Below are 23,006 nucleotides of genomic sequence, written 5' to 3' on the forward strand. Positions count from 1 at the left end.
TGAGGAACCGCTCCCATGCCGCGCCGCTATCTGCTCAGCCGCATCGCCCAGGCCGCCCTGGTGCTGTGGGCGGCCTTCACGGTCTCGTTCATCCTGCTGCAGCTGCTGCCGGGCGATGCCGTGCTGATCAAGTTCCTGAACCCCGAGCTGGGCCTGGGCCCGCAGGAGATTGCCGACATCCGCGCCGCCTACGGCTCGGACCAGCCCGTGTGGCAGCAGTACCTGCACACGCTGGGCCAGTTCCTCACGGGCCATTTCGGCTATTCGCTGCAGGCCGGCGTGCCGGTGAGCCAGGGCCTGGCCACCAGCCTGCCGCCCACGCTCAAGCTCGCGGCCCTGGGCTTTGCCGCAGCCGCGCTGCTGGCCGTGGCGCTGGCGGCGGCTGCCAGCCTGGCGCCCCTGTCCTGGCTGCGCAACGCGCTGTATTCGCTGCCTTCGGTCTTTGTCTCGGTGCCCGTGTTCTGGCTGGGGATCATGCTGATCCAGGTGGTGTCGTTCCGCCTGGGCTGGATCGCCGTGATCAATCCCGGCCCCTGGGAAGGACTGGTGCTGCCCACGCTGACCCTGGCCGTGCCGATCTCGGCGCCGCTGGCCCAGGTGCTGCTGCGCAATATCGACGCCGTGCTGGCCCAGCCCTTCGTGGCCGTGGCGCGGGCCAAGGGCGCCTCGCGCCGCTGGGTGCTGCTGCGCCATGTGGCACGCAATGCCCTGCTGCCCACGCTGACCATTGCCGGCGTGCTGTTCGGCGAGCTGCTGGCCGGCGCCGTGGTGACGGAGGCCGTGTTCGGCCTCAACGGCCTGGGCACGCTGACCCAGCAGGCCGTGGGCAACCAGGACACGGCCGTGCTCCAGGCCGTGGTGGTCGTCTCGGCCGCCGCCTTCGTACTCATCAACCTCGCCGTGGACCTGCTGTACCCGCTGCTTGATCCGCGCCTGCGCCATTCCGTGGAGAACCGGCCATGAACACTGCCGTCTCAAGCGCTCTTTCCCCGGCCCTGGATGCCCAGGCCGCGCCCGCCACTCCTACTCCCATTCCCATGGCGCTGCCAGCGTCGTCCCTGGCCCCTGCGCCAGCCGCCCCGCGCCGCAGCTTCGCCCTGCCGGCCCGCTTGCAATCCCTGAAACGCCTGCCGCCCACGCTGGCCCTGGCCTGGCTGGTGATTGCCGTGGCCGCGCTGTGGGCACTGGCGCCCGGCTGGTTCGCCCACCAGAACCCGATCGCGGGCCAGGCCGGCCAGCAGTTGCTGGCGCCCAGCGCCGCGCACTGGCTGGGCACGGACGCGCTGGGGCGCGACCTGTGGGCGCGCGTGGTGCATGGCGCCGTGCATTCGCTGTCGGGCGCCTTCGTGGCCGTGGGCGTGGGCCTGGCCGTGGGCACGCTGATCGGCCTGCTGGCCGGGGCCACGGGCGGGCGCACGGAAGATGCGCTGATGCGCCTGGTCGATGTGCTGCTGGCCGTGCCTTCGCTGCTGCTGTCGCTGACCATCATCATCGTGCTGGGCTTTGGCACCATCAACGCGGCCATTGCCGTGGGCGTGGTCTCGGTGGCCAGCTTCGCGCGCCTGGTGCGCTCGGAGGTGGTGCGCGTGCGCCGCTCCGACTACGTGGAGGCCGCCTTTGGCAGCGGCGGGCGCTTTGCCGCCGTGCTGTGGCGCCATGTGCTGCCCAACTCGCTGACCTCGGTCATCGCCATGGCCGCGCTGCAGTTCGGCTCGGCGATCCTTGCGATTTCCACCCTGGGTTTTCTGGGCTACGGCGCGCCGCCGCCCACGCCCGAATGGGGGCTGCTGATCGCCGAGGGCCGCAACTACATCGCCACCGCCTGGTGGCTGACCACGGCGCCGGGCCTGATCGTGGTGGCCGTGGTGCTGGCGGCCAACCGCATCGCCACGGCCTTCGCTCGGAGGCCTGCATGAGCGCCGCCATCGAGGAACGCATCCACGCCGCACCAGCGGTGGCAACCACCGCCCCCGTGCTCGAAGTGCAGGACCTGGCCGTGGCCTACCGCGATGCCGCAGGCCAGGCGCAGCGCGTGGTGCACGGCGTGTCGTTTTCCGTGGCGCCGGGCGAGGTCGTGGCCCTGGTCGGCGAATCGGGCTCGGGCAAGACCACCACGGCCCAGGCCGTGATCGGCCTTTTGGCCGACAACGGCCACCGCGAGCACGGCAGCATCCGCCTGCGGGGCACCGAGGTCTCGGGCTGGCCGGCCGCACGCTGGAACGCCATCCGCGGCCGCGTGGTCAGCCTGGTGCCGCAGGACCCCACCATGTCGCTGAACCCCGTGCGCACGGTGGGCGACCAGGTGGGCGAGATCCTGCGCATCCACGGCCTGCGCGACCGCACGGCCGTGGAGGCGCGCGCGCTGGAGCTGCTGGCCCGCGTGGGCCTGTCCCAGCCCGCGCTGCGCGCACGCCAGTATCCGCACGAACTGTCGGGCGGCATGCGCCAGCGCGTGCTGATCGCCATCGCCATCGCGCTGCGGCCCGCCCTCATCATTGCCGACGAGCCCACCAGCGCGCTGGACGTGACCGTGCAGCGGCGCATCCTGGACCTGATCGACGCGCTGCGCCGCGAGACCGGCACGGCCGTGCTGCTGGTCACGCATGACCTGGGCGTGGCGGCCGACCGTTCGCACCGCCTGGTCGTCATGCAGGGCGGCCGCATCCAGGAGCAGGGCCCCACGCTGGAGCTGCTGCGCAATCCGCAAAGCGCCTATACGCGGCGGCTGCTGGCCGATGCGCCTTCGCTGGCGCCCGCGCCGCGCCGCACGCCCAGGCCCGCCACGGCCGATGACTGGGCCATCGAGGTCGAGGATCTGGTGCACGAGTTCGCGGCCCCCGGCCATGCCTCCGCCCACGGGCGCGGCATCTTCCGCGCCGTGGACGGCGTGTCGCTGCGCGTGCGCCGGGGCAGCACGCATGCCATCGTGGGCGAGTCGGGCTCGGGCAAGACCACCACCATCCGCGCCATCGTGGGCCTGGGCCGGCCCACGGCGGGCCGCATCCGCATCGAAGGCACCGAGGTCACGGGCCTGCGCGGCGAGGCCCTGCGCCAGCTGCGCCGCCGCGTGCAGCTGGTCTACCAGAACCCGTTCAGTTCTCTGGACCCGCGCCAGAGCGTGTTCGACATCATCGAGGAGCCCCTGCTGAACTTCGACCCGCTGCCGGCCGATGAGCGCCGCCGGCGCGTGCACGACATGCTGGAGCGCGTGGGCCTGCCGCCCGGCGTGCTGCAGCGGCGCCCGCATGCGCTGTCGGGCGGCCAGCGCCAGCGCGTGGCGATTGCGCGCGCCCTGGTGCTGCAGCCGCAGGTGCTGGTGCTGGACGAGGCCGTATCGGCCCTGGACGTGACGGTGCAGGCGCAGATCCTGGCCCTGCTCGCCCAGCTGCAGCAGGACCTGGGGCTGACCTATCTCTTCATCTCGCACGACCTTGCCGTGGTGCGCCAGATCGCCGACACGGTGTCGGTGCTGCGCGCGGGCCGGGTGGTGGACGCGGGCAGCGTGGAGGAAGTGTTCCAGCGCCCCACCAGCGACTACACGCGCGAACTCATGGACGCCATTCCCGGCAAAAGGAGCATTGATTTTGTCCCTCATACCGCCTGACACACACGCTGGCGCCGCCCCCCGCAACGGCCCACGCCTGGGCTTCTTCAGCCGCCTGCTCGACGACGCGCCGGCCGGCGAGCGCTACCGCCTGGTGGCCGAGCAGATCGCCCATGCCGAGGCCCACGGCTTCGACTCGGCCTGGGTAGCCCAGCACCATTTCCATGAAAGCGAGGGCGGCCTGCCCTCGCCCTTCGTCTTTCTGGCCCATGTGGCGGCGCGCACGCGGCGCATCCGCATCGGCACGGGCGTGATCACGCTGCCGCTGGAAAACGCGCTGCGCGTGGCCGAGGACGCGGCCGTGCTGGACCTGCTGACCGGCGGCCGCCTGGAGGTGGGCCTGGGCACGGGCGGCACGGCCGAATCCTTCGAGGCCTTTGGCGTGCAGGGCGCCGAGCGCGGCGCCGTCTTCGCACGCAACTTCGGCGTGCTGCAGGACGCCTGGGCCGGGCGCGCGCTGGCCGGTGGCGTGCGCCTGTACCCGGCCGCGCCGCAGCTGCTGGAGCGCGTCTGGCAGGCCACGTTCTCGGCCGAGGGCGGCGCGCGGGCCGGGGCCAATGGCGACGGCCTGATGCTGTCGCGCACCCAGCCACGGCCCGAAGGCGCGCCGCAGGCCACGCTGTCCGAGATCCAGAACCCCATCATCGACGCCTACCTCGCCCGCCTGCCCGCAGGGCGGGCGCCGCGCATCCTGGGCTCGCGCACGCTGTTCGTGGCCGACCGCCGAGACGATGCGCTGCGCTGGGCCGAGGCCGGCCTGCGCCGCGTGGCCCTGCGCCATGCGGCCCAGCCCTCGCAATGGGCGGCCCGCGTCGATCCGCAGGCGCCGCTGGCCGATCTCATCGCCGCCTACGACGTGCATGTGGGCACGCCGGACGAGGTCATCGCCTCGCTGCGCGCCGACACGGCGCTGGCGCGCGTGAGCGACATCGTCTTCCAGGTGCATTCCATCGATCCGCCGCACGACGCCATCCTGCGCTCCATCGAGCTGACGGCCGCCCATGTGGCACCGGCCCTGGGCTGGCGCCGTGCCGATGAGTCCACATCCACGTCCACCCCAGCGCCCTCTTCCCTCCCCGCAGTCCGGGCCGGACTGCTGCAAGCCGCATGACCATGAACACCACCGCAACGCCCCGCTTTCCCGGCGACGTGATCGACCACCTCGCCGACATCACCCCCGGCAGCGCCCTGGACCGCGTGCGCCGCCACCGCACCGAGGCACGCACGCAGGCCCAGCAAAGCTTTGCCGCCCTGTTCACGCCCGCCGAGCCTGTGCCCGGCACGGTCTCGCTGCGCGAGCGGCTGGCCCTGGCCGCCTTCACGGCCGGGCTGCATGGCGAGCCGCGCAGCGCCGTCTTCTATACACGCGCGCTGGCCACCGAGGATGCGGAACTGGCCGCCGTGGTGGCGTCCGAAGTGGTGCGTGGCCGCGCCCAGAGCCTGCAGGCCGGCAGCGGCCCGCACGGCCCCTACGGCAGCTACCCGGCAGGCCCGCTGAGCCGCGAGGACCAGCCCGGCCCCGCCTATGCCGTGGACCCGGCCCACGCCGCACTGCTGGGCGCGCGCCTGGCCGCGGCGCTGGCCCATGCCCACCTGCTGGCCTACCACCCGCGCGACGCCAGCGCCGGGGCCCTGCAGGCGCTGCAACAGGCGGGCTGGAGCGAGACGGACATCGTCATCCTGTCCCAGCTGGCGTCCTTCCTGTCCTTCCAGATCCGCGTCGTGGCGGGGTTGCGCGTGCTGGCTGCACGCCCCGCGCCCCAGGCAGCCCATCAACCCACCACCCTGCAAGCCCAGCCATGACCTCAACGAACTCCGCCGCTCCCCAGGTCTTCACCCAGGAACAGCTCGACTGGCTGCCCTGGATTGAGCCACTGGAAGAAAGCGAACTGACCGAACGCCACCATGCGGGCCTGGTAGATGCCTCACGCGCGCAGTCGCCCTACTTCCGCCTGCTGGCGCGCGACCCCGACACGCTGGGCGCACGCACACGCACCGACAAGGACATCTTCTACAACCCCGACGCCGGCCTGCCGCGTGCCGAGCGCGAGCTGGCCGCTGCGGCCACCTCACGCGCCAATGGCTGCATCTACTGCGCCTCGGTGCACGCACGCTTTGCCACGCACTTCTCGCGCAGGGGCGGCGACGTGCAGCGCCTGCTCGACGAAGGCCCGGGCACGGACCTGGGGCCGCGCTGGAATGCCATCGTCACGGCGGCCGTGGCGCTGACCCAGACGCCGCCTGCGCTGGAGCCCGCCCACATCGATGCACTGCGCACCGCAGGCCTGGACGATGCCGCCATCTCCGATGTGCTGCACGGCACGGCCTTCTTCAACTGGGCCAACCGGCTCATGCTGTCGCTGGGCGAGCCACGGACCACGGCTTGAGGGCGCCCGCCCTCACCACAGGCCCAGCAGCTTCCACCAGACACTGCCGACCACGGCAAAGATCAGCAGCTCGATCACGCACATGGCCGCACCCACGCGCCACCAGTTGCCCAGCGTGACGTAGCCGCTGCCGAAGATGATGGGCGAAGTGCCGGTGGCGTAGTGGGTCAGCGTCATCATGATGGCCGAGCCGGCCGTCATCATCAGCATGAAGGGCACGACATAGTCGGCCGGAATCAGCTGCGCGCCCACGGTCAGGAAGGCCAGCATCATGGCGCTGATGTGGGCCGTGGTGCTGGCGAACAGGTAATGCGAGAACACGAACACGCCCACCAGGATGGCCGCCACCGGCAGCCAGTCCAGGCCGCTGGCGACGATGGCGTTCTTCATGCCCACGGCAAACCAGGACACCACGCCGAGCTTGTTGAGCTGCTCGGCCAGCATCACCAGGGCGCCGAACCAGACCAGGGTGTCCCAGGCGCTTTTCTCGGACAGCACGTCATCCCAGTCGATGGTGCCCGTGATGATCAGCACGAACAGGCCCAGGAAGGCCACCACGGTGGGGTCCAGCACGAAGGCCGGGCCGAACAGCATCTGCGGTACGTTGGCCCACAGCAGCAGCATCAGGCCGAAGGTGCCCAGCATCACGCGCTCCTTGCCCGACAGCGGCCCCATGCGCGCCATCTCGCTGCGGGCGTACTCCACGGCATTGGGCGTGGCCTTGAGCTCGGGCGGCGACAGCAGGTAGATCACCAGCGGCATCAGCAGCAGGCACAGCAGGCCCGGCAGCAGCATGTACAGCGCCCAGGTGGTCCAGCTCAGGTGCAGGGCCTGGCCCGTCGCCTTGGCCACGAAATCCACCACCAGCGGGTTGGGCGCGGTGGCGGTCAGGAACATGGCCGAGGTGATGGGATTGGCGTGGTAGTTGACCAGGGCCAGGTAGGTGCCCACCTTGCCCTGCGTGCCCTTGGCCGGGTCCGACTCGAAGGCATTGGCGATGGACTTCATGATCGGGTGCACGATGCCGCCGCCGCGCGCCGTGTTGCTGGGCGTGAACGGAGCCAGCACCAGTTCACAGATCGCCAGGCCGTAGCCGATGCCGATGGTGCGCTTGCCCAGCAGGGCGATGAACATCAGGCCGATGCGGCTGCCCAGCCCCGTCTTCTTGAGGCCGCGCGAGATCAGGATGGCCACCACGATCAGCCAGATCAGCGGGCTGGAAAAGCTGCTCAGCGCATCGGTGATGGCACCCTTGGACGAGCCGGAGGTGACCTGGGACAGCGAGACGATGACGATGGCCATCAAGGCCATCACGCCAATGGGCATGACCTTGAGGATGATAGCCACGATGGTGGTCAAGAAAATGGCGACCAGCTGCCAGCCCTTGGGCGTCAGCCCCTCGGGCACGGGCATCAGCAGCAGGCCGAACAGCACGGCGGTGGCAATCAGTGCCGGCACCAGCCGGAACGGCACGGCCGCCTTGAAATAGCGGAACAGCGAGGCGATCTTCTCGAGCATGTGGATCCTTTGCGTTGCCGGAGCGGCGCCGAGAGAGCATGGCCTGCCGGGAGCAAAAGCCCACCAGCCTGCACGGGCACTGGCGGCCGCGCCGCATGACTGACATCATGATGCAGTGCAGCATGAGCCCGGCTTCCAGCGGGCGCCTGCGCCACCGAAGTTTGACAGGCATCAAGGCCGGGCCAGTAAACCTGGCGACCCAGGCCACCGAGCCCCGCTCACATGACAGCATCCCCAGACCGGGTGCCTTTCGCCCCGGTGTACCCATGCAGTGAAAAAAGGAGAAAAGCCGACATGCCAGCCAACCGATTCTTGCCCGAGGAATGGGAATGCCGGCTCCAGGAAATCGACCTGGAGATCGCCCGCCACGCCGTCATATGCAAGATCCCGCTGCTGCAGGCCGGTGTGGTGGAGCGCGTGCTGGCCAATGACGCCAGCGTCTGCGGCGCCGAGCACGAGGCCGCATTCAAGACCCTGCGCGGCCTTCTGTACATGCACTACACCGAGCTGCTGCACATCAGCGAAGTGCTCAGCCCCGAGGTCGCCCAGGAAATCGCCCACCGCGTGCGCCTGCGGCTGGGCCAGCGCATCGGCAACCAGCTGGGCGGCTGATGCCGGGCTGCCCGCCTGGCCTTTGCCCTGGCGCGAGGGCATGAAAAAAGGGCTACGACAGTTGTCGTAGCCCTTTTCAATTTGGTTGCGCGAGAAGGATTTGAACCTCCGACCTTTGGGTTATGAGCCCAACGAGCTACCAGACTGCTCCATCGCGCGGTATTCCAAAATTATAGCAGATTATTCAGCTGCCTTGGCTTCGGCGGCGCCTTCTTCAGCGCGCTCGACCAGTTCCACGAAGGCCATGGGGGCGTTGTCGCCCACGCGGAAGCCCATCTTCAGGATACGGGTGTAGCCACCAGGACGCTTTGCGAAGCGGGGGCCCAGCTCGTTGAAGAGCTTGGTCACGCTGTCGCGGTCGCGCAGGCGGTCGAATGCCAGGCGGCGGTTGGCAACGGTGTCGACCTTGGCCAGGGTGATCATGGGCTCGATCACGCGGCGCAGTTCCTTGGCCTTGGGAACGGTGGTCTTGATGGCTTCGTGCTCGATGAGCGAATTCATCATGTTCTTCAGCATCGCCAGGCGGTGCGAAGAGGTGCGATTGAGTTTGCGGAGGCCGTGACCGTGACGCATGGTGCTTTATTCCTAAAATTTGTAATTAGGGCTTGCGCAAACAAGGATGCAAGCCTGGACCCGTTACCGGATCTGCAGCTTGCCTCAACCGAATTTGCGCAAGTTGTTGATTAATTCGTGCAGCCGTATCAGGTACTGCCCGAGGCACTGAGGCTCTCCAAAAAGGAGAGCCTGCAATTATAGTGCTTAGCGCTTTTCCAGGCCAGCAGGCGGCCAGTTCTCGAGCTTCATGCCCAGCGTCAGACCGCGGGAAGCCAGGACTTCCTTGATCTCGTTGAGCGACTTGCGACCCAGGTTGGGGGTCTTGAGCAGCTCGTTTTCGGTACGCTGGATCAGGTCGCCGATGTAGTAGATGTTCTCTGCCTTGAGGCAGTTGGCCGAACGCACGGTGAGTTCCAGCTCGTCCACGGGACGCAGCAAGATGGGATCAAAGGCGGTTGCGGCACCACGGCCACCGGCCGGAGCATCGAAGACGCTGGCGATATCGCCGCCGTCCAGCTGAGCGAACACGGCGAGCTGTTCCACCAGAATCTTGGCGGAGGCGCGCACGGCGTCCTCGGCAGTGATCGCACCATTGGTTTCGATCTCCACCACCAGCTTGTCGAGGTCGGTGCGTTGTTCAACGCGGGCCGATTCGACGGCGTAGCTCACGCGCTTGACGGGCGAGAACGAAGCGTCCAGCACAATGCGGCCGATCGACTTCGTGGACTCGTCGCCATAGCGGCGCACGTTGCCGGGCACATAGCCGCGGCCCTTCTCCACCTTGATCTGCATGTCCAGCTTGCCGCCTTGCGACAGGTTGGCGATGACATGATCAGGGTTGATGATTTCCACGTCGTGGGGCGTCTGGATGTCGCGCGCCGTCACGACGCCTTCGCCATCCTTGCGCAGCGAGAGCGTGACCTCATCGCGGTTGTGCAGCTTGAACACCACACCCTTGAGGTTCAGCAGGATGTTGACCACATCTTCCTGGACACCGTCGATGGACGAGTACTCGTGCAACACACCAGCAATCGTCACTTCCGTCGCTGCGTAACCCACCATGGACGAGAGCAGGACACGGCGCAGGGCGTTGCCCAGCGTATGGCCGTAGCCACGCTCAAACGGCTCCAGAACAACTTTGGCGCGATTGTGGCCAAGCTGCTCGACATTGATCGTCTTGGGCTTCAGCAAATTGGTTTGCATGCAGACTTCCTCTCAATACCCCCGGCTCGTTACACCGGTAAGGCTGGTGAAGCACCCCAGCGCGATGCCTCGCGGCTGGGGGACGGTTTTACAGAAATGTCGCTGCGCGGAATTAACGCGAGTACAACTCAACGATCAGGGATTCGTTGATGTCTGCACCGAACTCGTCGCGGTCAGGCGACTTCTTGAACGTGCCTTCAGCCTTGTCGGCAGACACTTCCACCCATGCGGGGAAACCGACTTGACCAGCCAGTTGCAGGGCTTCGACGATACGAGCCTGCTTCTTGGACTTTTCACGCACGGCGACCACGTCACCCACCTTCACCATGTAGGAAGGGATGTTGACGGATTGGCCGTTGACCGTGATGGCCTTGTGCGACACCAGCTGACGCGCTTCCGAGCGGGTCGAGCCGAAGCCCATGCGGTACACCACGTTGTCCAGACGCGACTCCAGCAGCGACAGCAGATTGGCACCGGTGTTGCCCTTCTTCTTGTCGGCGGCTTCGAAGTAGCGGCGGAATTGCTTTTCCAGCACGCCGTACATGCGCTTGACCTTCTGCTTTTCACGCAGCTGCAGGCCGAAGTCGGAAGTACGCTGACCGGAAGTGCGGCCGTGCTGGCCGGGCTTGGTGTCGAACTTGGACTTGTCGGCGATCGAGCGACGTGCGCTCTTCAGGAACAGGTCAGTGCCTTCACGGCGGGAGAGTTTGGCCTTGGGGCCGATATAGCGTGCCACTTGATTTCCTTTGTGTCATCTGCCGTGCACAAGCACGGGAGCCGCCCGCGATGTTACACATCTGGGCGGCGGTGGGCTTGGTGAAAAAGCTTAGATACGACGGCGCTTTTGAGGGCGGCAGCCGTTGTGGGGAACCGGCGTCACGTCCGCGATGGAAGTGATGCGGATGCCCAGGGCGCCCAGGGCGCGAACCGAGGATTCACGGCCAGGACCGGGACCCTTGATTTCGACGTCCAGGTTCTTGATGCCCTGTTCGATGGCAGCACGACCAGCCACTTCCGAAGCCACCTGGGCAGCGAAGGGAGTCGACTTGCGCGAACCCTTGAAGCCCTGGCCACCCGACGAGGCCCACGACAGAGCGTTGCCTTGGCGGTCGGTGATGGTGATGATCGTGTTGTTGAACGAAGCGTGCACGTGGGCAATGCCGTCCGAAATGTTCTTACGGACTTTCTTGCGAACGCGCTGTGCAGCGTTGTTTGCGGGAGACTTAGCCATAGTGATCTTTCAATCTCTTTATTTCTTCAAAGCCGCGGCACCCTTGCGCGGACCCTTGCGGGTACGTGCATTCGTGCGGGTACGTTGACCACGCATGGGCAGGCCACGACGATGACGGAAACCGCGATAGCAACCGATGTCCATCAAACGCTTGATGTTCATCGTTGTTTCGCGACGCAGATCACCTTCCAGAGTCAGGGAAGTCAGCTGATCACGGATCTTTTCCAGATCACCGTCAGTCAGTTCCTTGATTTTCTTGGAATATGCGATGCCAGCGGCTTCGCAGATCTTGCGTGCAGTGGTGCGACCGATCCCATAGATAGCGGTCAGGCCGATTTCAGCGTGCTGATGCGGCGGGATGTTAATGCCAGCGATACGTGCCATTATTCGTCCTCAAACTTTCCTATCAACCCTGGCGCTGCTTGTGGCGCTGGTCCGTGCAGATCACTCGCACCACACCTTTGCGGCGGATGATCTTGCAGTTACGGCAGATTTTTTTGACCGAAGCCGAAACTCTCATTTCATTCTCCTAAAACTCTACATCCGTTACGGCCTATCGACCGGGAAACATGCCCGCGATGGATAGATCGAGTGGGCGTCTACTAACTCTTACTGGACCCGCCGGCACCGCCGGCCAGGCCCATCACTTAGTTCAATTGCCAAGTGTCGCTTTGAAGTTCGCCTTTTTGAGGAGCGATTCGTACTGTTGCGACATCATGTAGTTCTGCACCTGGGCCATGAAGTCCATGGTCACCACCACAATAATCAGCAGTGATGTACCACCGAAGTAGAACGGAACGTTGTACTTCAGGATCAGGAACTCGGGCAACAAGCACACGAATGTGATGTACACCGCGCCAGCCAGGGTCAGGCGAACCAGGATCTTGTCAATGTAGCGGGCCGTCTGGTCACCGGGACGGATCCCGGGGATGAAGGCACCACTCTTCTTCAGGTTGTCGGCGGTTTCCCGGCTGTTGAACACCAGGGCCGTGTAGAAGAAGCAGAAGAAGATGATGGCAGTGGCGTAGAGCATCACATAGATCGGCTGACCGGGGGTCAGCGTGCTAGCAATGTCCTTCAGCCAGCGCATGGATTCCCCTGCACTGAACCAGTTCACAACGGTCGCCGGCAGCAAGATGATCGAGGAAGCGAAGATGGGAGGAATGACCCCCGCCATGTTCAGCTTCAGCGGCAAGTGCGAAGACTGGCCACCATACACCTTGTTACCCACCTGACGACGCGCATAGTTCACCAGGATCTTGCGTTGTCCCCGCTCGACAAACACGACGAAGTACGTCACGGCTGCCACCACGAGAACGATGAAGATCGCGGCCAGGATGCTCATGGCACCGGTGCGCACCAGCTCCAGCAGACCACCGATGGAGCTCGGCAGACCTGCGGCGATACCTCCAAAGATGAGGATCGAGATGCCGTTGCCCAGACCACGTTCCGTGATCTGTTCACCGAGCCACATCAGGAACATGGTGCCGGCCGTCAGGCTGACCACCGCCGTGAGGCGGAAGCCGAAGCCAGGGCTCAGAACCAGACCTGCGGAGCTTTCCAGAGCCACGGCAATTCCCAGGGACTGAAAAATCGCCAGGCCCAAAGTGCCGTAGCGGGTGTACTGGGTGATCTTGCGACGACCCGATTCACCTTCCTTTTTCAGCTGCTCGAATGTAGGGACCACGTAGGTCATGAGCTGCATGATGATCGATGCCGAGATGTACGGCATGATCCCCAGTGCGAACACCGTGAAGCGCGAGAGCGCCCCACCCGAGAACATGTTGAACAGATTGAGAATGCCGCCCTGCTGGCCATTGAACAGCTGCTGCAGCTGCGCTGGATCGATGCCCGGCACGGGGATATGAGCCCCGATCCGGTAAACGACCAGCGCGAGCAACAGAAAAACCAGACGGCGGCGAAGATCGCCGAATTTTCCGGTTTTTGCAATTTGAGCTGCGCTAGTAGCCACGGATGTCTTCTTTCAGATCATTAATCAGGCGATGCTGCCACCGGCAGCTTCGATGGCAGCCTTGGCGCCGGCGGTAGCGCCGATGCCGTTGAGCTTGACAGCCTTGCTGATTTCACCGCTCTTGATGATCTTGACCACCTTTGCGATTTCACCAACCAGACCGGCTTGCTTCAGAGCTGCCAGATCGACTTCGGCCAGGCCCAGCTGTTCCAGAGCGGACAGGGTCACTTCTGCATTGAACTTCAGCAGATGCGACTTGAAGCCACGCTTGGGCAGACGGCGCTGCAGAGGCATTTGACCGCCTTCGAAGCCCACCTTGTGGTAGCCACCCGAACGCGACTTCTGACCCTTGTGACCACGGCCGGCAGTCTTGCCCAGGCCGGAGCCGATGCCGCGACCGACACGGCGCTTGGCGTGCTTGGAGCCCTCTGCAGGCTTGATGCTATTGAGTTCCATCATCAATCCTTTCAGAGAACTTTGACCAGGTAGCTGATCTTGTTGATCATGCCGCGCACGGCAGGCGTGTCCTGCAGTTCGCTGATGCTGTTCAGCTTGCGCAGGCCCAGGCCACGGACGGTGGCGCGGTGCGATTCCTTGGTGCCAATGGGGCTGCGCACCAGTTGCACCTTCACGGTTTGTTGCGTTGTCATGTGATTGACTCCGATCAGGCGGTGAAGATGTCTTCAACCGACTTGCCGCGCTTGGCTGCCACTTCCGAAGGGGTCGTGGAGTGCTTCAGAGCGTCAAAAGTCGCGCGGACCATGTTGTAGGGATTCGACGAACCATGGCTCTTGGCCACGATGTCGGTGATGCCCAGCACTTCGAAAACGGCGCGCATCGGGCCGCCGGCGATGATGCCGGTACCCTTGGGAGCGGGGTTCAGCATCACGGATGCTGCGCCATGCTGACCCATCACGGTGTGATGGATCGTGCCGTGCTTCAAAGACACCTTGATCATGTTGCGACGGGATTCTTCCATCGCCTTTTGCACGGCTGCAGGCACTTCCTTCGACTTGCCCTTGCCCATGCCAACGCGGCCATCACCATCGCCAACCACGGTCAGTGCAGCGAAGCCGAGGATACGACCGCCCTTCACAACCTTGGTGACGCGGTTCACCGCGATCATTTTTTCGCGCAGACCGTCGTCACGACCTTCGTCTTGCACCTTGGGAGAAAACTTTGCCATTTCTATCCGCTCCGCTTAGAACTGCAGGCCGGCTTCACGAGCGGCTTCTGCCAAAGCCTTCACGCGGCCGTGGTATGCGAAACCAGCGCGATCGAAAGCCACTTTCTCCACGCCGGCAGCCTTCGCCTTCTCGGCAATGCGCTTGCCAATCAGCGTAGCGGCAGCCACGTTGCCACCCTTGCCGATGGCGCCCAGTTGGGTGCGCACTTCGGCTTCGGCGGTGGAGGCCGAAGCCAGCACCTTGGTGCCGTCTTCCGACACCACGCTTGCGTAGATGTGGAGGTTCGTACGGTTCACGCTCAGACGTGCCACGCCTTGCTGTGCAATGCGGATGCGGGTCTGGCGGGCACGACGGAGACGCTGCTCTTTCTTGGTCAACATAATGCAGCTCCTTACTTCTTCTTGGTCTCTTTGATCACGACCTTCTCATCCGAGTAACGGATGCCCTTGCCCTTGTAGGGCTCGGGAGGACGAACGGCACGGATCTCAGCAGCCATTTGGCCAACGGCCTGGCGGTCAGCACCCTTGACCAAGATTTCGGTCGGTGTGGGGGTGGTGACAGTGATGCCGGCCGGCATTTCGAAGTTCACCGGGTGCGAAAAGCCGATCGCCAGGTTCAGCTTGGAGCCCGAGGCCGAAGCCTTGAAACCCACGCCAACCAGCGACAGCTTCTTCTCGAAGCCCTTGCTCACGCCCACCACCATGTTGTTCACCAGCTGACGCATGGTGCCGCTCATGGCGTTGGCTTCGCGCGAGTCATTGACGGGCTCGAAAGACAGCTTGCCTTCGTTGTTGGAGATCTTCACCAGAACGTTCTGGGCTTGCGACAGCGTGCCGCCGGTGCCCTTCACATTGATCTGGTCGTCTTTGATGGACACATCCACGCCTGCGGGGATGGCCACGGGAGTCTTTGCTACGCGAGACATTTCAGTATTTCTCCTTAATGTCCGTTAGGCCACGTAGCACAGCACTTCGCCGCCCACGCCAGTGGCGCGTGCCTTGCGATCCGTCATCACGCCCTTGGGAGTGGTGACGATGGCAACGCCCATACCGTTCATGACCTGGGGGATTGCGTCACGGCCCTTGTACACGCGCAGGCCGGGACGGCTCACGCGCTCGATGCGCTCGATCACCGGACGGCCGGCGTAGTACTTCAGGGTAATTTCGAGTTCGGACTTGCCAGCGTCGGTCTTCACTTGGAAGCCGTCGATGTAGCCTTCATCCTTCAGCACCTGGGCGATGGCAACCTTGACCTTGGAGGAAGGAGCCGTCACGGTGGTCTTGGAGACCATTTGTGCATTGCGGATGCGGGTCAGCAAGTCAGCGATGGGATCACTCATGCTCATGTTTAATCTCTCCTGCTTGCTTACCAGCTGGCCTTGGTGACACCGGGGATGTCGCCAGCGAAGGCCAGTTCACGGATCTTGGCGCGGCCCAGACCGAATTGACGGAAGGTGCCACGGGGACGACCCGTGATCTCGCAGCGGTTGCGCTGGCGAGTGGGGTTCGCGTTACGGGGCAGCTTCTGCAGGCCCAGGCGAGCGGCGTCGCGCTCTTCGTCGCTGCGCTTTGCGTCAGCGGCGATTGCCTTCAGTTCTGCGTATTTGGCAGCGTACTTGGCTGCCAGCTTTTCGCGCTTGAGTTCGCGCTGGATCAATGCAACTTTAGCCATGCGCCACCTCAGTTCTTGAAGGGGAAACGGAAAGCGGCGAGCAGTGCCTTGCACTCATCGTCGGTCCGAGCTGTCGTCGTGATGCTGATGTTCAGACCACGCAGAGCGTCCACCTTGTCGTACTCGATTTCGGGGAAGATGATCTGTTCCTTGACGCCGACGTTGTAGTTGCCGCGACCGTCGAAAGAACGGCCGGAGATACCACGGAAGTCACGCACGCGGGGCAGAGCCACGGTGACGAAACGGTCCAGGAATTCATACATCTGAACGCCACGCAGGGTCACCATGCAGCCAATGGCCTGGCCTTCACGGATCTTGAAGCCGGCGATAGCCTTCTTGGCCTTGGTCACCACGGGCTTCTGACCAGCAATCTTGGTCAGGTCAGCCACGGCGTTGTCCATCACCTTCTTGTCGGCCACGGCTTCGCTCACACCCATGTTCAGGGTGATCTTGGTCAGACGGGGCACTTCCATGGAGGAGGTGTAGCCGAACTTTTCCTTGAGTTCAGCCGCGATCTTTTCGCGATACAGTTTTTGCAGTCGTGCCATGTGTTACCCCTTAGGCCGCCTTGATTTCGGCGCCGCTGGACTTGAACACGCGAACGCGTGTGCCGTCGGCCTGCACCTTGATGCCCACGCGATCAGCCTTGCCGGTCGCTGCATTGAAGATGGCCACGTTGGATTGGTGGATAGGCATGGCCTTTTCCACGATACCGCCGGTGGTGCCCTTCATGGGGTTCGGCTTGACGTGCTTCTTCACCATGTTGATGCCATCGATCAACAGGTGGGAGTCGTCCTTGCGAGCCGAGACCACGCCTTGCTTGCCCTTGTCACGGCCGGTCAGCACGATGATTTGGTCGCCCTTGCGAATCTTGTTCATGGTGCTTCCTTTAGAGAACTTCAGGTGCCAGGGACACGATCTTCATGAACTTTTCGTTGCGCAGTTCACGAGTCACGGGGCCAAAGATGCGGGTGCCGATAGGCTCCAGCTTGGCGTTCAGCAGAACGGCGGCGTTGCCGTCGAACTTGACGAGCGAGCCATCAGCACGGCGAATACCCTTCGCCGTACGCACCACGACCGCGCTGTAGACCTCGCCTTTTTTGACGCGTCCACGCGGTGCAGCTTCCTTGATGGTCACCTTGATGATGTCACCAACACTCGCATAGCGACGATGAGAACCGCCCAGCACTTTGATGCACTGAACAGACTTCGCGCCGGTGTTGTCGGCAACCTCTAACCGAGATTCTGTTTGGATCATTTCAATATTCCCAACTTGCTCCAGCAAACACTCGACAGCCCCAGAGTCTTCTCAAGGGCCGCGAGCAGCCAGTCAGTCTTGGGCCCGTCGTCCACGCCGAAAACCATTTCTCGGCGCTTCCACTGGGCAGATAACTTCACGATTTTCACGTGAAGCATGGGATTGTCCCAGAAATTCCTTTGCGCGTCAAACCCTTAGCTGCCTTTTCCACCCCTGGCCGGCAGCGTTGCGCAACCCCCACAAGAGCGCTATCAACCCAGGAGCAAGCTGGGCCTGCCGATGGCCGCACACCATCGGAAACGCCCATAAAAAAGCCGAGCCTGGCGGGCTCGGCAAAGGGTGGCAGACTCAACGCAATCGTCTGCTGCCGGCTGGCCGCGCGTGCTACGGCGGCGCAGACATCGCAGCGGCTTGGGGCCACCGCGTTGGGTTCGGGCACGGCCCTGACCCTGCGGAAAACGGACTTTCAGGCGCTTTCTTCATCATTCCCCCTCCCTCGTCAGCCTTGTGCTGGCTGCTGTTCGCCGGCACCGTTACGAGATGCCATGGGCAGCATTCTGATTCATAAAAACAATCAAAGATAGATATCCATCAATTTTGACAATCTTTCCTTGGCTTGCATCTGCCTCCAAAAGCAAAACGCCCTGCAGTGCAGGGCGTTTTGCTTGAGAGGGACTTCAGCCGCAATCAGGCCGGCAGGTACTGGGCCGCCAGCGGCATGAAGTCCGCCAGGCCGGCGTCCTGCCCCAGCTCCTCCTGGAGGATGGCTGCCACGCGCGGCGCCACCTCGGCGGCCTTGCGCGCATCGAGGAACAGCAGGCGGCTGCGGCGCGCCAGCACGTCTTCCACGGTGCGCGCGTACTCGAAGCGCGCGGCAAAGCGCACCATGGCTTCGTTCAGGCCGTCTGCCAGCCATTCGTCGTTGCCCGGCAACGCCTCCACCGCCGAGGCTTCCGTGCCATAGGAGTGCAGGCCCTGGACCTGGTTCATGCGGTGGTGCACGGCGGACTCGGCCGGGGCGCCGGCCAGCGGCAGGCGGGCCGTGACGCCGCCGGGGCGGTGCGGCAGGCGGCCGATGGCAAAGCATTCGGAGAGCACGTCTTCGGCCATGGCACGGTAGGTGGTCCATTTGCCGCCCGTGACGGTGACCAGGCCGGTGCGGCTGGACATGACCGTGTGCTCGCGGCTGATCTTCTTGGTGTTCTCGCCGTCATCGTCCTGGGGCTTGACCAGCGGGCGCAGGCCGACCCACATGCTGCGCACGTCGGCCAGCGTGGGCTGGCGCGTGAGGTAGCGTCCGGCCTCGGTGAGGATGAAGTCCAGCTCCTCGGGGAACGGCAGGGGCTCGCGCGCCAAGTCGTTGCGCGGCGTGTCGGTGGTGCCCAGGATGACCTTGCCCAGCCAGGGCACGGCAAAGAGCACGCGGCCATCGGCCGTCTTGGGCACGAGCAGGGCGTGATCGCTGGGCAGGAAGTCGCGGTCCACCACCACGTGCACGCCCTGGCTGGGCGCGACCATGGGCTTGACGGGTCGGCCCTGGGCCTCGGCATCCTGCTGGCGGAACAGGTCCACCCAGGGGCCGGTGGCGTTGACCACGCATTTGGCGCGCAGCGTGAAGCGCCGGCCCGATTCCGTGTCTTCGCAGACCAGGCCGGCGACCTTGCCGCCTTCGTGCAGCAGTTCAAGCGCGGGACAGTAGTTGACCAGCAGCGCGCCCTTGGCGGCGGCCGTGCGTGCCAGCGCCAGCGCCAGGCGGGCATCGTCGAACTGGCCGTCCCAGTATTTGACGCCGCCCTTGAGGCCTTGCTGGCGCACGGTGGGCAAACACTTGACAGTGCTGGAGCGCGAGAGGAATTCGGTGGCGCCCAGGCCTGCCTTGCCGGCCAGCGCGTCATACATCTTGAGGCCGATGCCGTAGAACGGCGTGTCCAGCAGCTTGTAGGACGGCATGACAAAGGCCAGCGGCTGCGCCAGGTGGGGCGCGTTGTGCAGCAGCGTGGTGCGCTCATGCAGCGCTTCCCGCACCAGGGCAATGTTGCCCTGGGCCAGGTAACGCACGCCACCATGGACCAGCTTGGTGGCACGCGAGGACGTGCCCTTGGCGAAGTCATGCGACTCCACCAGCACGACCTTGAACCCGCGCGCCGCCGCGTCCAGGGCTACGCCCAGGCCGGTGGCACCGCCGCCGATGATGGCCAGATCGTAGGTTTCAGGCTGGGCCAGGCGTTCCAGCAGGGCGGCGCGGCCGGTGGGCAGAGGGGAAGCAGCGAGGGACATGGATCTTCGACGAAGGAATGTGGGGCAAGTTAACAGGGCGCCATGTAGCCGCCATGTCAGCACCCGGGACGCCACGCCTGCGCCCAATGCGAAGGGGACGGAATCGGGTTTTCCGCTATTTTCGCTCGTTTTTGTATTTTTTTCTTCGCTATCTTTCGTTTTGTGTTTTTGGCGACCCAGGACGCCCCAACGATGGACTGCGATGCCAGCACAGGGCATGCCGTCCAAAACCGACAGGGCCCAACTCAGGGACGCCGAGCAAGAGCCGCCTCGCGGCGAGGGCGTCGTCCCCCTCCCCCGCGAAGCGGGTAGAGAGGCGCCGTGCCACGGGGGGAAGCCGCGCAGCGGCTCAGGGGGTGTCACCTCACCTTGCCGTTTTTCCAGGCATTCAGCAGCGTGTCATACGCAATCGTCTCGCCCTTGGGCTTTTCATTGGCCAGCTTCTTCCACGGCGCCTGCTTGTCGCTGAGCCACTTGGCCGGGTCGCCCTTGGGGTTGAGCTTGGGCGCGCAGTGCGCCATGCCGGCACGCTGCAGGCGGGACATGACCTGGTCCATTTCCTCGGCCAGGTTGTCCATAGCGCCCTGGGGCGTCTTCTCGCCGGTGACGGCCTGGGCCACGTTCTTCCACCACAGCTGGGCCAGCTTGGGGTAGTCGGGCACGTTGTTGCCGGTGGGCGTCCAGGCCACGCGGGCGGGGCTGCGGTAGAACTCGACCAGGCCGCCGAGCTTGGGCGCCATGTCGGTCATGGCCTTGGAGCGGATGTCGCTTTCGCGGATGGGCGTCAGGCCGACGATGGTCTTCTTGAGGCTGGTGGTCTTGGCGGTGACGAACTGCGCGTAGAGCCAGGCGGCGGCCGTGCGGTTGGCGTCATGGTCCTTGAAGAAGGTCCAGCTGCCCACGTCCTGGTAGCCGTTTTGCATGCCGTCCTTCCAGTACGGGCCGTTGGGGCCGGGCGCCATGCGCCATTTGGGCGTGCCGTCGGCATTGACCACGGGCAGGCCGGGCTTGGTCATGTCGGCCGTGAAGGCGGTGTACCAGAAGATCTGCTGCGCGATATGGCCCTGGGCCGGCACGGGACCGGACTCGCCGAAGGTCATGCCCATGGCTTCCTTGGGCGCGTATTTCTTCATCCAGTCCACGTACTTGGTGAGCGCGAACACGGCGGCCGGCGAGTTGGTGGCGCCCCCGCGCGAGACCGAGGCGCCCACGGGCGTGCACTTGTCGTCAGCCACGCGGATGCCCCATTCATCGACGGGCATGCCGTTGGGAATGCCCTTGTCGGCCGCGCCGGCCATGGACAGCCAGGCATCGGTGAAGCGCCAGCCCAGCGACGGGTCCTTCTTGCCGTAGTCCATGTGGCCGTAGATGGGCTTGCCGTCGATCTGCTTGACGTCGTTGGTGAAGAACTCGGCGATGTCCTCGTAGGCGCTCCAGTTCAGCGGCACGCCCAGCTCGTAGCCGTACTTGGCCTTGAACTTGTCCTTGAGGTCCTTGCGCTCGAAGAGGTCGGCGCGGAACCAGTAGAGGTTGGCGAACTGCTGGTCGGGCAACTGGTAAAGCTTGCCGTCGGGCGCGGTGGTGAAGCTGGTGCCGATGAAGTCCTTGATGTCCAGGCCCGGATTGGTGAAGTCCTTGCCGGCACCGGCCATGTAGTCGGTCAGGCTCATGATGCGGCCGTAGCGGTAGTGCGTGCCGATCAGGTCGGAGTCGGAGATCCAGCCGTCATAGATGGACTTGCCCGACTGCATCGAGGTCTGCAGCTTCTCGACCACGTCGCCTTCCTGGATCAGGTCGTGCTTGACGGTGATGCCCGTGATCTCGGTGAAGGCCTTGGCCAGCGTCTTGCTCTCGTACTCGTGCGTGGTGATGGTCTCGGAGACCACGGCGATCTCCTTGACGCCCTTGGCCTGCAGCTTCTTGGCCGCCTCGATGAACCACTTCATCTCGGCCATCTGCTGGTCCTTGGACAGCGTGCTGGGCTGGAACTCCGCGTCGATCCACTTCTTGGCTTCCGCCTCTCCGGCCCAGGACGCCTGCCCCGCCGCCAGCAGGGCTGCCGCGAGGGCGATGGTATGAAGTCGTTGTTTCATCTGCCGTCTCCTAGATTCTTGCTGTCTCCCCGACATGCACATGCACCAGCGGGCCCCGGGGGAGCTTCGGACCCGGCTGTCGATAAATGGAATGAAGTGATCAGCCTTTGCGCATCACGACGGCCAGCACGAGCATGGACAGCACCAGGCTGATCCACACCGAAGGCTCGGCCTCCAGCGAGAACCACTGCACCATCCTCTCGCCCAGGCCCACCCAGGCCAGATTGACATAGGCCGCCAGCAGCAGCCCGATGAACAGCCGGTCCCCGCGCGTCGTCGCCATCGGCAGCCAGCCCTTGCGCATCACGGTCGGGCTGCGCAACTCCCACAGCGTCATGCCCACCAGCATCAGCACGATGCAACTGAAGAACACCGCCACCGGCAGCGTCCAGGCCATCCAGGAAAACATTGACGAGTCCTTTCAGAAATCCAGCATCAATCCCGCAGCTTCTCGAAACCGGCAGAGCCCAGCCCAGGGACACCGAGGAAGGGCCTACGCCGGCCGCGCCGCCCCGCCCCGAAGGTGTCGTCCCCCTCCCCCGCGGAAGCGGGTAGAGAGGGGGAAGCGGCGTAAGCCGCTCAGGGGGTGCCTCAAACCCTTCCCATTGCGAACCCCTTGGCGATGTAATGCCGCACAAACCAGATCACGATGGCGCCCGGCACGATGGTCAGCACGCCGGCCGCCGCCAGCGTCGCCCAGTCCATGCCCGAGGCCGAGACGGTGCGCGTCATGGTCGCCACGATGGGCTTGGCATTCACGCTAGTCAGCGTGCGCGCCAGCAGCAGCTCCACCCAGCTGAACATGAAACAGAAGAAGGCCGCCACGCCCACGCCGGCCTTGATCAGCGGCAGGAAGATGGTGAGGAAAAAGCGCGGGAAGGAGTAGCCGTCGATATAGGCCGTTTCGTCGATCTCGCGCGGGATGCCGCTCATGAAGCCCTCCAGGATCCAGACGGCCAGCGGCACGTTGAACAGCAGGTGGGCCAGGGCCACGGCGATGTGCGTGTCCATCAGGCCCACCGTGGTGTAGAGCTGGAAGAAGGGCAGCAGGAAGACGGCCGGCGGCGTCATGCGGTTGGTCAGCAGCCAGAAGAACACATGCTTGTCGCCCAGGAACTGGTAGCGCGAGAACGCATAGGCCGCCGGCAGCGCCACCGTGAGCGAGATCACGGTATTGATGGCCACGTAGATCAGGCTGTTGATGTAGCCCGAATACCAGGAGGCGTCGGTGAAGATGGTTTGGTAGTTGGCCCAGGTGAAATGCTGGGGCCACAGCGAGAAGCTCGACAGGATCTCCTCGTTGGTCTTGAAGCTCATGTTGACCATCCAGTAGATGGGCAGCACGGCGAACAGCAGGTAGGCCACGAGGAACAGCGTGCGCTTGTGGAAACGGCGGTCTTCAGTCATGTCCGGCCTCCCGCAGGGCCGCCCCAAGGGA

At 64.6% G+C, this 23,006-nt stretch carries 29 protein-coding genes and 1 tRNA gene; 7 read left to right on the forward strand and 23 right to left on the reverse strand.

What is annotated here, in order from left to right:
- Window positions 1-15 precede the first annotated feature (15 nt).
- Genes IB269_RS13435 through IB269_RS13460 form a run of 6 tightly spaced genes read left to right on the forward strand, consistent with a single transcriptional unit; the run spans window position 16 to window position 5,991 of the window.
- Window positions 16-963, forward strand: coding sequence for an ABC transporter permease (locus IB269_RS13435; RefSeq protein WP_043820406.1), 948 nt, complete (start codon window positions 16-18; stop codon window positions 961-963).
- The gene (locus tag IB269_RS13440) at window positions 960-1,916 is read left to right on the forward strand and encodes an ABC transporter permease (RefSeq protein ID WP_192367369.1); all 957 of its coding nucleotides are present in this window, start codon (window positions 960-962) and stop codon (window positions 1,914-1,916) included. The genes IB269_RS13435 and IB269_RS13440 overlap by 4 nt, the downstream gene beginning before the upstream one ends.
- Window positions 1,913-3,604 (forward strand): dipeptide ABC transporter ATP-binding protein, encoded by a 1,692-nt coding sequence (locus tag IB269_RS13445; protein WP_192367370.1) that lies wholly within the window; start codon window positions 1,913-1,915, stop codon window positions 3,602-3,604. The genes IB269_RS13440 and IB269_RS13445 overlap by 4 nt, the downstream gene beginning before the upstream one ends.
- On the forward strand, window positions 3,585-4,715 hold the full coding sequence (locus tag IB269_RS13450; RefSeq protein ID WP_192367371.1) for a putative FMN-dependent luciferase-like monooxygenase: 1,131 nt from the start codon (window positions 3,585-3,587) through the stop codon (window positions 4,713-4,715). The genes IB269_RS13445 and IB269_RS13450 overlap by 20 nt, the downstream gene beginning before the upstream one ends.
- The gene (locus IB269_RS13455) at window positions 4,712-5,407 is read left to right on the forward strand and encodes a CMD domain protein (protein ID WP_123694350.1); all 696 of its coding nucleotides are present in this window, start codon (window positions 4,712-4,714) and stop codon (window positions 5,405-5,407) included. Before IB269_RS13450 ends, IB269_RS13455 begins: the two co-directional genes overlap by 4 nt.
- Window positions 5,404-5,991, forward strand: a complete 588-nt coding sequence (locus tag IB269_RS13460) for an alkylhydroperoxidase domain protein (protein ID WP_013804442.1) — start codon at window positions 5,404-5,406, stop codon at window positions 5,989-5,991. Before IB269_RS13455 ends, IB269_RS13460 begins: the two co-directional genes overlap by 4 nt.
- A gap of 12 nt (window positions 5,992-6,003) precedes the next feature.
- Here IB269_RS13460 and IB269_RS13465 read toward each other — a convergent pair whose 3' ends face one another.
- Window positions 6,004-7,509, reverse strand: a complete 1,506-nt coding sequence (locus tag IB269_RS13465; RefSeq protein ID WP_034389959.1) for a DASS family sodium-coupled anion symporter — start codon at window positions 7,507-7,509, stop codon at window positions 6,004-6,006.
- A gap of 294 nt (window positions 7,510-7,803) precedes the next feature.
- On the opposite strand from IB269_RS13465, the gene IB269_RS13470 reads away from it, so the two are divergent.
- A complete protein-coding gene (locus tag IB269_RS13470) occupies window positions 7,804-8,121 on the forward strand; it encodes a hypothetical protein (protein WP_012202980.1) in 318 nt (105 codons plus the stop codon).
- Window positions 8,122-8,203: 82 nt separating this feature from the next.
- On the opposite strand, the gene IB269_RS13475 is transcribed toward IB269_RS13470, so the two are convergent.
- From IB269_RS13475 to IB269_RS13585, 22 genes are all read right to left on the reverse strand, one after another.
- Window positions 8,204-8,280: transfer RNA gene (locus IB269_RS13475), tRNA-Met, on the reverse strand.
- Window positions 8,281-8,301: 21 nt separating this feature from the next.
- Entirely contained in the window at window positions 8,302-8,694 is a 393-nt protein-coding gene (gene rplQ, locus IB269_RS13480; RefSeq protein WP_012202979.1) for a 50S ribosomal protein L17, read from the reverse strand.
- A gap of 186 nt (window positions 8,695-8,880) precedes the next feature.
- Window positions 8,881-9,879: a DNA-directed RNA polymerase subunit alpha gene (locus IB269_RS13485; RefSeq protein WP_012202978.1), complete on the reverse strand. Its 999-nt coding sequence runs from the start codon at window positions 9,877-9,879 to the stop codon at window positions 8,881-8,883.
- A 112-nt stretch (window positions 9,880-9,991) separates the two neighbouring features.
- A complete protein-coding gene (gene rpsD / locus IB269_RS13490) occupies window positions 9,992-10,615 on the reverse strand; it encodes a 30S ribosomal protein S4 (RefSeq protein ID WP_012202977.1) in 624 nt (207 codons plus the stop codon).
- Window positions 10,616-10,705: 90 nt separating this feature from the next.
- Window positions 10,706-11,110 carry a 30S ribosomal protein S11 gene (gene rpsK / locus IB269_RS13495; RefSeq protein ID WP_012202976.1) on the reverse strand — a complete coding sequence of 135 codons (405 nt, stop codon included), beginning with the start codon at window positions 11,108-11,110 and terminating at the stop codon, window positions 10,706-10,708.
- 18 nt (window positions 11,111-11,128) lie between these two features.
- The gene (rpsM, locus tag IB269_RS13500) at window positions 11,129-11,494 is read right to left on the reverse strand and encodes a 30S ribosomal protein S13 (RefSeq protein WP_012202975.1); all 366 of its coding nucleotides are present in this window, start codon (window positions 11,492-11,494) and stop codon (window positions 11,129-11,131) included.
- Window positions 11,495-11,516: 22 nt separating this feature from the next.
- On the reverse strand, window positions 11,517-11,630 hold the full coding sequence (rpmJ, locus tag IB269_RS13505) for a 50S ribosomal protein L36 (RefSeq protein ID WP_003050535.1): 114 nt from the start codon (window positions 11,628-11,630) through the stop codon (window positions 11,517-11,519).
- 132 nt (window positions 11,631-11,762) lie between these two features.
- Entirely contained in the window at window positions 11,763-13,082 is a 1,320-nt protein-coding gene (secY, locus tag IB269_RS13510; RefSeq protein ID WP_012202974.1) for a preprotein translocase subunit SecY, read from the reverse strand.
- A 24-nt stretch (window positions 13,083-13,106) separates the two neighbouring features.
- Entirely contained in the window at window positions 13,107-13,538 is a 432-nt protein-coding gene (rplO, locus tag IB269_RS13515) for a 50S ribosomal protein L15 (RefSeq protein WP_012202973.1), read from the reverse strand.
- An 11-nt stretch (window positions 13,539-13,549) separates the two neighbouring features.
- Window positions 13,550-13,732: a 50S ribosomal protein L30 gene (rpmD, locus tag IB269_RS13520; RefSeq protein WP_012202972.1), complete on the reverse strand. Its 183-nt coding sequence runs from the start codon at window positions 13,730-13,732 to the stop codon at window positions 13,550-13,552.
- Window positions 13,733-13,746: 14 nt separating this feature from the next.
- Window positions 13,747-14,268, reverse strand: a complete 522-nt coding sequence (gene rpsE, locus IB269_RS13525; RefSeq protein ID WP_012202971.1) for a 30S ribosomal protein S5 — start codon at window positions 14,266-14,268, stop codon at window positions 13,747-13,749.
- A 15-nt stretch (window positions 14,269-14,283) separates the two neighbouring features.
- Complete coding sequence (gene rplR / locus IB269_RS13530) at window positions 14,284-14,649, reverse strand: 50S ribosomal protein L18 (protein WP_012202970.1); 366 nt, start codon at window positions 14,647-14,649, stop codon at window positions 14,284-14,286.
- Window positions 14,650-14,660: 11 nt separating this feature from the next.
- On the reverse strand, window positions 14,661-15,194 hold the full coding sequence (rplF, locus tag IB269_RS13535; RefSeq protein WP_013804444.1) for a 50S ribosomal protein L6: 534 nt from the start codon (window positions 15,192-15,194) through the stop codon (window positions 14,661-14,663).
- Window positions 15,195-15,218: 24 nt separating this feature from the next.
- The gene (rpsH, locus tag IB269_RS13540; protein ID WP_012202968.1) at window positions 15,219-15,614 is read right to left on the reverse strand and encodes a 30S ribosomal protein S8; all 396 of its coding nucleotides are present in this window, start codon (window positions 15,612-15,614) and stop codon (window positions 15,219-15,221) included.
- Between the two features lie 20 nt (window positions 15,615-15,634).
- Window positions 15,635-15,940 (reverse strand): 30S ribosomal protein S14, encoded by a 306-nt coding sequence (gene rpsN, locus IB269_RS13545; protein WP_012202967.1) that lies wholly within the window; start codon window positions 15,938-15,940, stop codon window positions 15,635-15,637.
- Window positions 15,941-15,948: 8 nt separating this feature from the next.
- Window positions 15,949-16,488, reverse strand: coding sequence for a 50S ribosomal protein L5 (rplE, locus tag IB269_RS13550; RefSeq protein ID WP_012202966.1), 540 nt, complete (start codon window positions 16,486-16,488; stop codon window positions 15,949-15,951).
- A gap of 10 nt (window positions 16,489-16,498) precedes the next feature.
- Window positions 16,499-16,819, reverse strand: a complete 321-nt coding sequence (gene rplX / locus IB269_RS13555) for a 50S ribosomal protein L24 (RefSeq protein WP_012202965.1) — start codon at window positions 16,817-16,819, stop codon at window positions 16,499-16,501.
- A gap of 10 nt (window positions 16,820-16,829) precedes the next feature.
- Window positions 16,830-17,198, reverse strand: coding sequence for a 50S ribosomal protein L14 (gene rplN / locus IB269_RS13560; RefSeq protein WP_012202964.1), 369 nt, complete (start codon window positions 17,196-17,198; stop codon window positions 16,830-16,832).
- 687 nt (window positions 17,199-17,885) lie between these two features.
- Window positions 17,886-19,475, reverse strand: coding sequence for a glycerol-3-phosphate dehydrogenase/oxidase (locus IB269_RS13570; RefSeq protein ID WP_012202963.1), 1,590 nt, complete (start codon window positions 19,473-19,475; stop codon window positions 17,886-17,888).
- Window positions 19,476-19,834: 359 nt separating this feature from the next.
- Window positions 19,835-21,568 carry an ABC transporter substrate-binding protein gene (locus IB269_RS13575; protein ID WP_012202962.1) on the reverse strand — a complete coding sequence of 578 codons (1,734 nt, stop codon included), beginning with the start codon at window positions 21,566-21,568 and terminating at the stop codon, window positions 19,835-19,837.
- 100 nt (window positions 21,569-21,668) lie between these two features.
- The gene (locus IB269_RS13580) at window positions 21,669-21,977 is read right to left on the reverse strand and encodes a DUF2160 domain-containing protein (protein WP_043820414.1); all 309 of its coding nucleotides are present in this window, start codon (window positions 21,975-21,977) and stop codon (window positions 21,669-21,671) included.
- A 182-nt stretch (window positions 21,978-22,159) separates the two neighbouring features.
- Window positions 22,160-22,975 carry a carbohydrate ABC transporter permease gene (locus IB269_RS13585; RefSeq protein ID WP_013804448.1) on the reverse strand — a complete coding sequence of 272 codons (816 nt, stop codon included), beginning with the start codon at window positions 22,973-22,975 and terminating at the stop codon, window positions 22,160-22,162.
- Window positions 22,976-23,006: the final 31 nt, after the last annotated feature.

Origin of the sequence: Delftia sp. DLF01, assembly GCF_014852125.1 — a bacterium.
Taxonomy (GTDB): domain Bacteria; phylum Pseudomonadota; class Gammaproteobacteria; order Burkholderiales; family Burkholderiaceae_C; genus Comamonas; species Comamonas acidovorans.

What these genes read in the sequence shown, in the direction of transcription:
- IB269_RS13435 (WP_043820406.1), top strand. Translation starts at nt 16, where the DNA reads ATGCCGCGCCGCTATCTGCTCAGCCGCATCGCCCAGGCCGCCCTGGTG.
- IB269_RS13440 (WP_192367369.1), top strand. Translation starts at nt 960, where the DNA reads ATGAACACTGCCGTCTCAAGCGCTCTTTCCCCGGCCCTGGATGCCCAG.
- IB269_RS13445 (WP_192367370.1), top strand. Translation starts at nt 1,913, where the DNA reads ATGAGCGCCGCCATCGAGGAACGCATCCACGCCGCACCAGCGGTGGCA.
- IB269_RS13455 (WP_123694350.1), top strand. Translation starts at nt 4,712, where the DNA reads ATGACCATGAACACCACCGCAACGCCCCGCTTTCCCGGCGACGTGATC.
- IB269_RS13460 (WP_013804442.1), top strand. Translation starts at nt 5,404, where the DNA reads ATGACCTCAACGAACTCCGCCGCTCCCCAGGTCTTCACCCAGGAACAG.
- IB269_RS13465 (WP_034389959.1), bottom strand. Translation starts at nt 7,509, where the DNA reads ATGCTCGAGAAGATCGCCTCGCTGTTCCGCTATTTCAAGGCGGCCGTG.
- IB269_RS13470 (WP_012202980.1), top strand. Translation starts at nt 7,804, where the DNA reads ATGCCAGCCAACCGATTCTTGCCCGAGGAATGGGAATGCCGGCTCCAG.
- rplQ (WP_012202979.1), bottom strand. Translation starts at nt 8,694, where the DNA reads ATGCGTCACGGTCACGGCCTCCGCAAACTCAATCGCACCTCTTCGCAC.
- IB269_RS13485 (WP_012202978.1), bottom strand. Translation starts at nt 9,879, where the DNA reads ATGCAAACCAATTTGCTGAAGCCCAAGACGATCAATGTCGAGCAGCTT.
- rpsK (WP_012202976.1), bottom strand. Translation starts at nt 11,110, where the DNA reads ATGGCTAAGTCTCCCGCAAACAACGCTGCACAGCGCGTTCGCAAGAAA.
- rpsM (WP_012202975.1), bottom strand. Translation starts at nt 11,494, where the DNA reads ATGGCACGTATCGCTGGCATTAACATCCCGCCGCATCAGCACGCTGAA.
- rpmJ (WP_003050535.1), bottom strand. Translation starts at nt 11,630, where the DNA reads ATGAGAGTTTCGGCTTCGGTCAAAAAAATCTGCCGTAACTGCAAGATC.
- rplO (WP_012202973.1), bottom strand. Translation starts at nt 13,538, where the DNA reads ATGGAACTCAATAGCATCAAGCCTGCAGAGGGCTCCAAGCACGCCAAG.
- rpmD (WP_012202972.1), bottom strand. Translation starts at nt 13,732, where the DNA reads ATGACAACGCAACAAACCGTGAAGGTGCAACTGGTGCGCAGCCCCATT.
- rpsE (WP_012202971.1), bottom strand. Translation starts at nt 14,268, where the DNA reads ATGGCAAAGTTTTCTCCCAAGGTGCAAGACGAAGGTCGTGACGACGGT.
- rplR (WP_012202970.1), bottom strand. Translation starts at nt 14,649, where the DNA reads ATGTTGACCAAGAAAGAGCAGCGTCTCCGTCGTGCCCGCCAGACCCGC.
- rplF (WP_013804444.1), bottom strand. Translation starts at nt 15,194, where the DNA reads ATGTCTCGCGTAGCAAAGACTCCCGTGGCCATCCCCGCAGGCGTGGAT.
- rpsH (WP_012202968.1), bottom strand. Translation starts at nt 15,614, where the DNA reads ATGAGCATGAGTGATCCCATCGCTGACTTGCTGACCCGCATCCGCAAT.
- rpsN (WP_012202967.1), bottom strand. Translation starts at nt 15,940, where the DNA reads ATGGCTAAAGTTGCATTGATCCAGCGCGAACTCAAGCGCGAAAAGCTG.
- rplE (WP_012202966.1), bottom strand. Translation starts at nt 16,488, where the DNA reads ATGGCACGACTGCAAAAACTGTATCGCGAAAAGATCGCGGCTGAACTC.
- rplX (WP_012202965.1), bottom strand. Translation starts at nt 16,819, where the DNA reads ATGAACAAGATTCGCAAGGGCGACCAAATCATCGTGCTGACCGGCCGT.
- rplN (WP_012202964.1), bottom strand. Translation starts at nt 17,198, where the DNA reads ATGATCCAAACAGAATCTCGGTTAGAGGTTGCCGACAACACCGGCGCG.
- IB269_RS13570 (WP_012202963.1), bottom strand. Translation starts at nt 19,475, where the DNA reads ATGTCCCTCGCTGCTTCCCCTCTGCCCACCGGCCGCGCCGCCCTGCTG.
- IB269_RS13575 (WP_012202962.1), bottom strand. Translation starts at nt 21,568, where the DNA reads ATGAAACAACGACTTCATACCATCGCCCTCGCGGCAGCCCTGCTGGCG.
- IB269_RS13580 (WP_043820414.1), bottom strand. Translation starts at nt 21,977, where the DNA reads ATGTTTTCCTGGATGGCCTGGACGCTGCCGGTGGCGGTGTTCTTCAGT.
- IB269_RS13585 (WP_013804448.1), bottom strand. Translation starts at nt 22,975, where the DNA reads ATGACTGAAGACCGCCGTTTCCACAAGCGCACGCTGTTCCTCGTGGCC.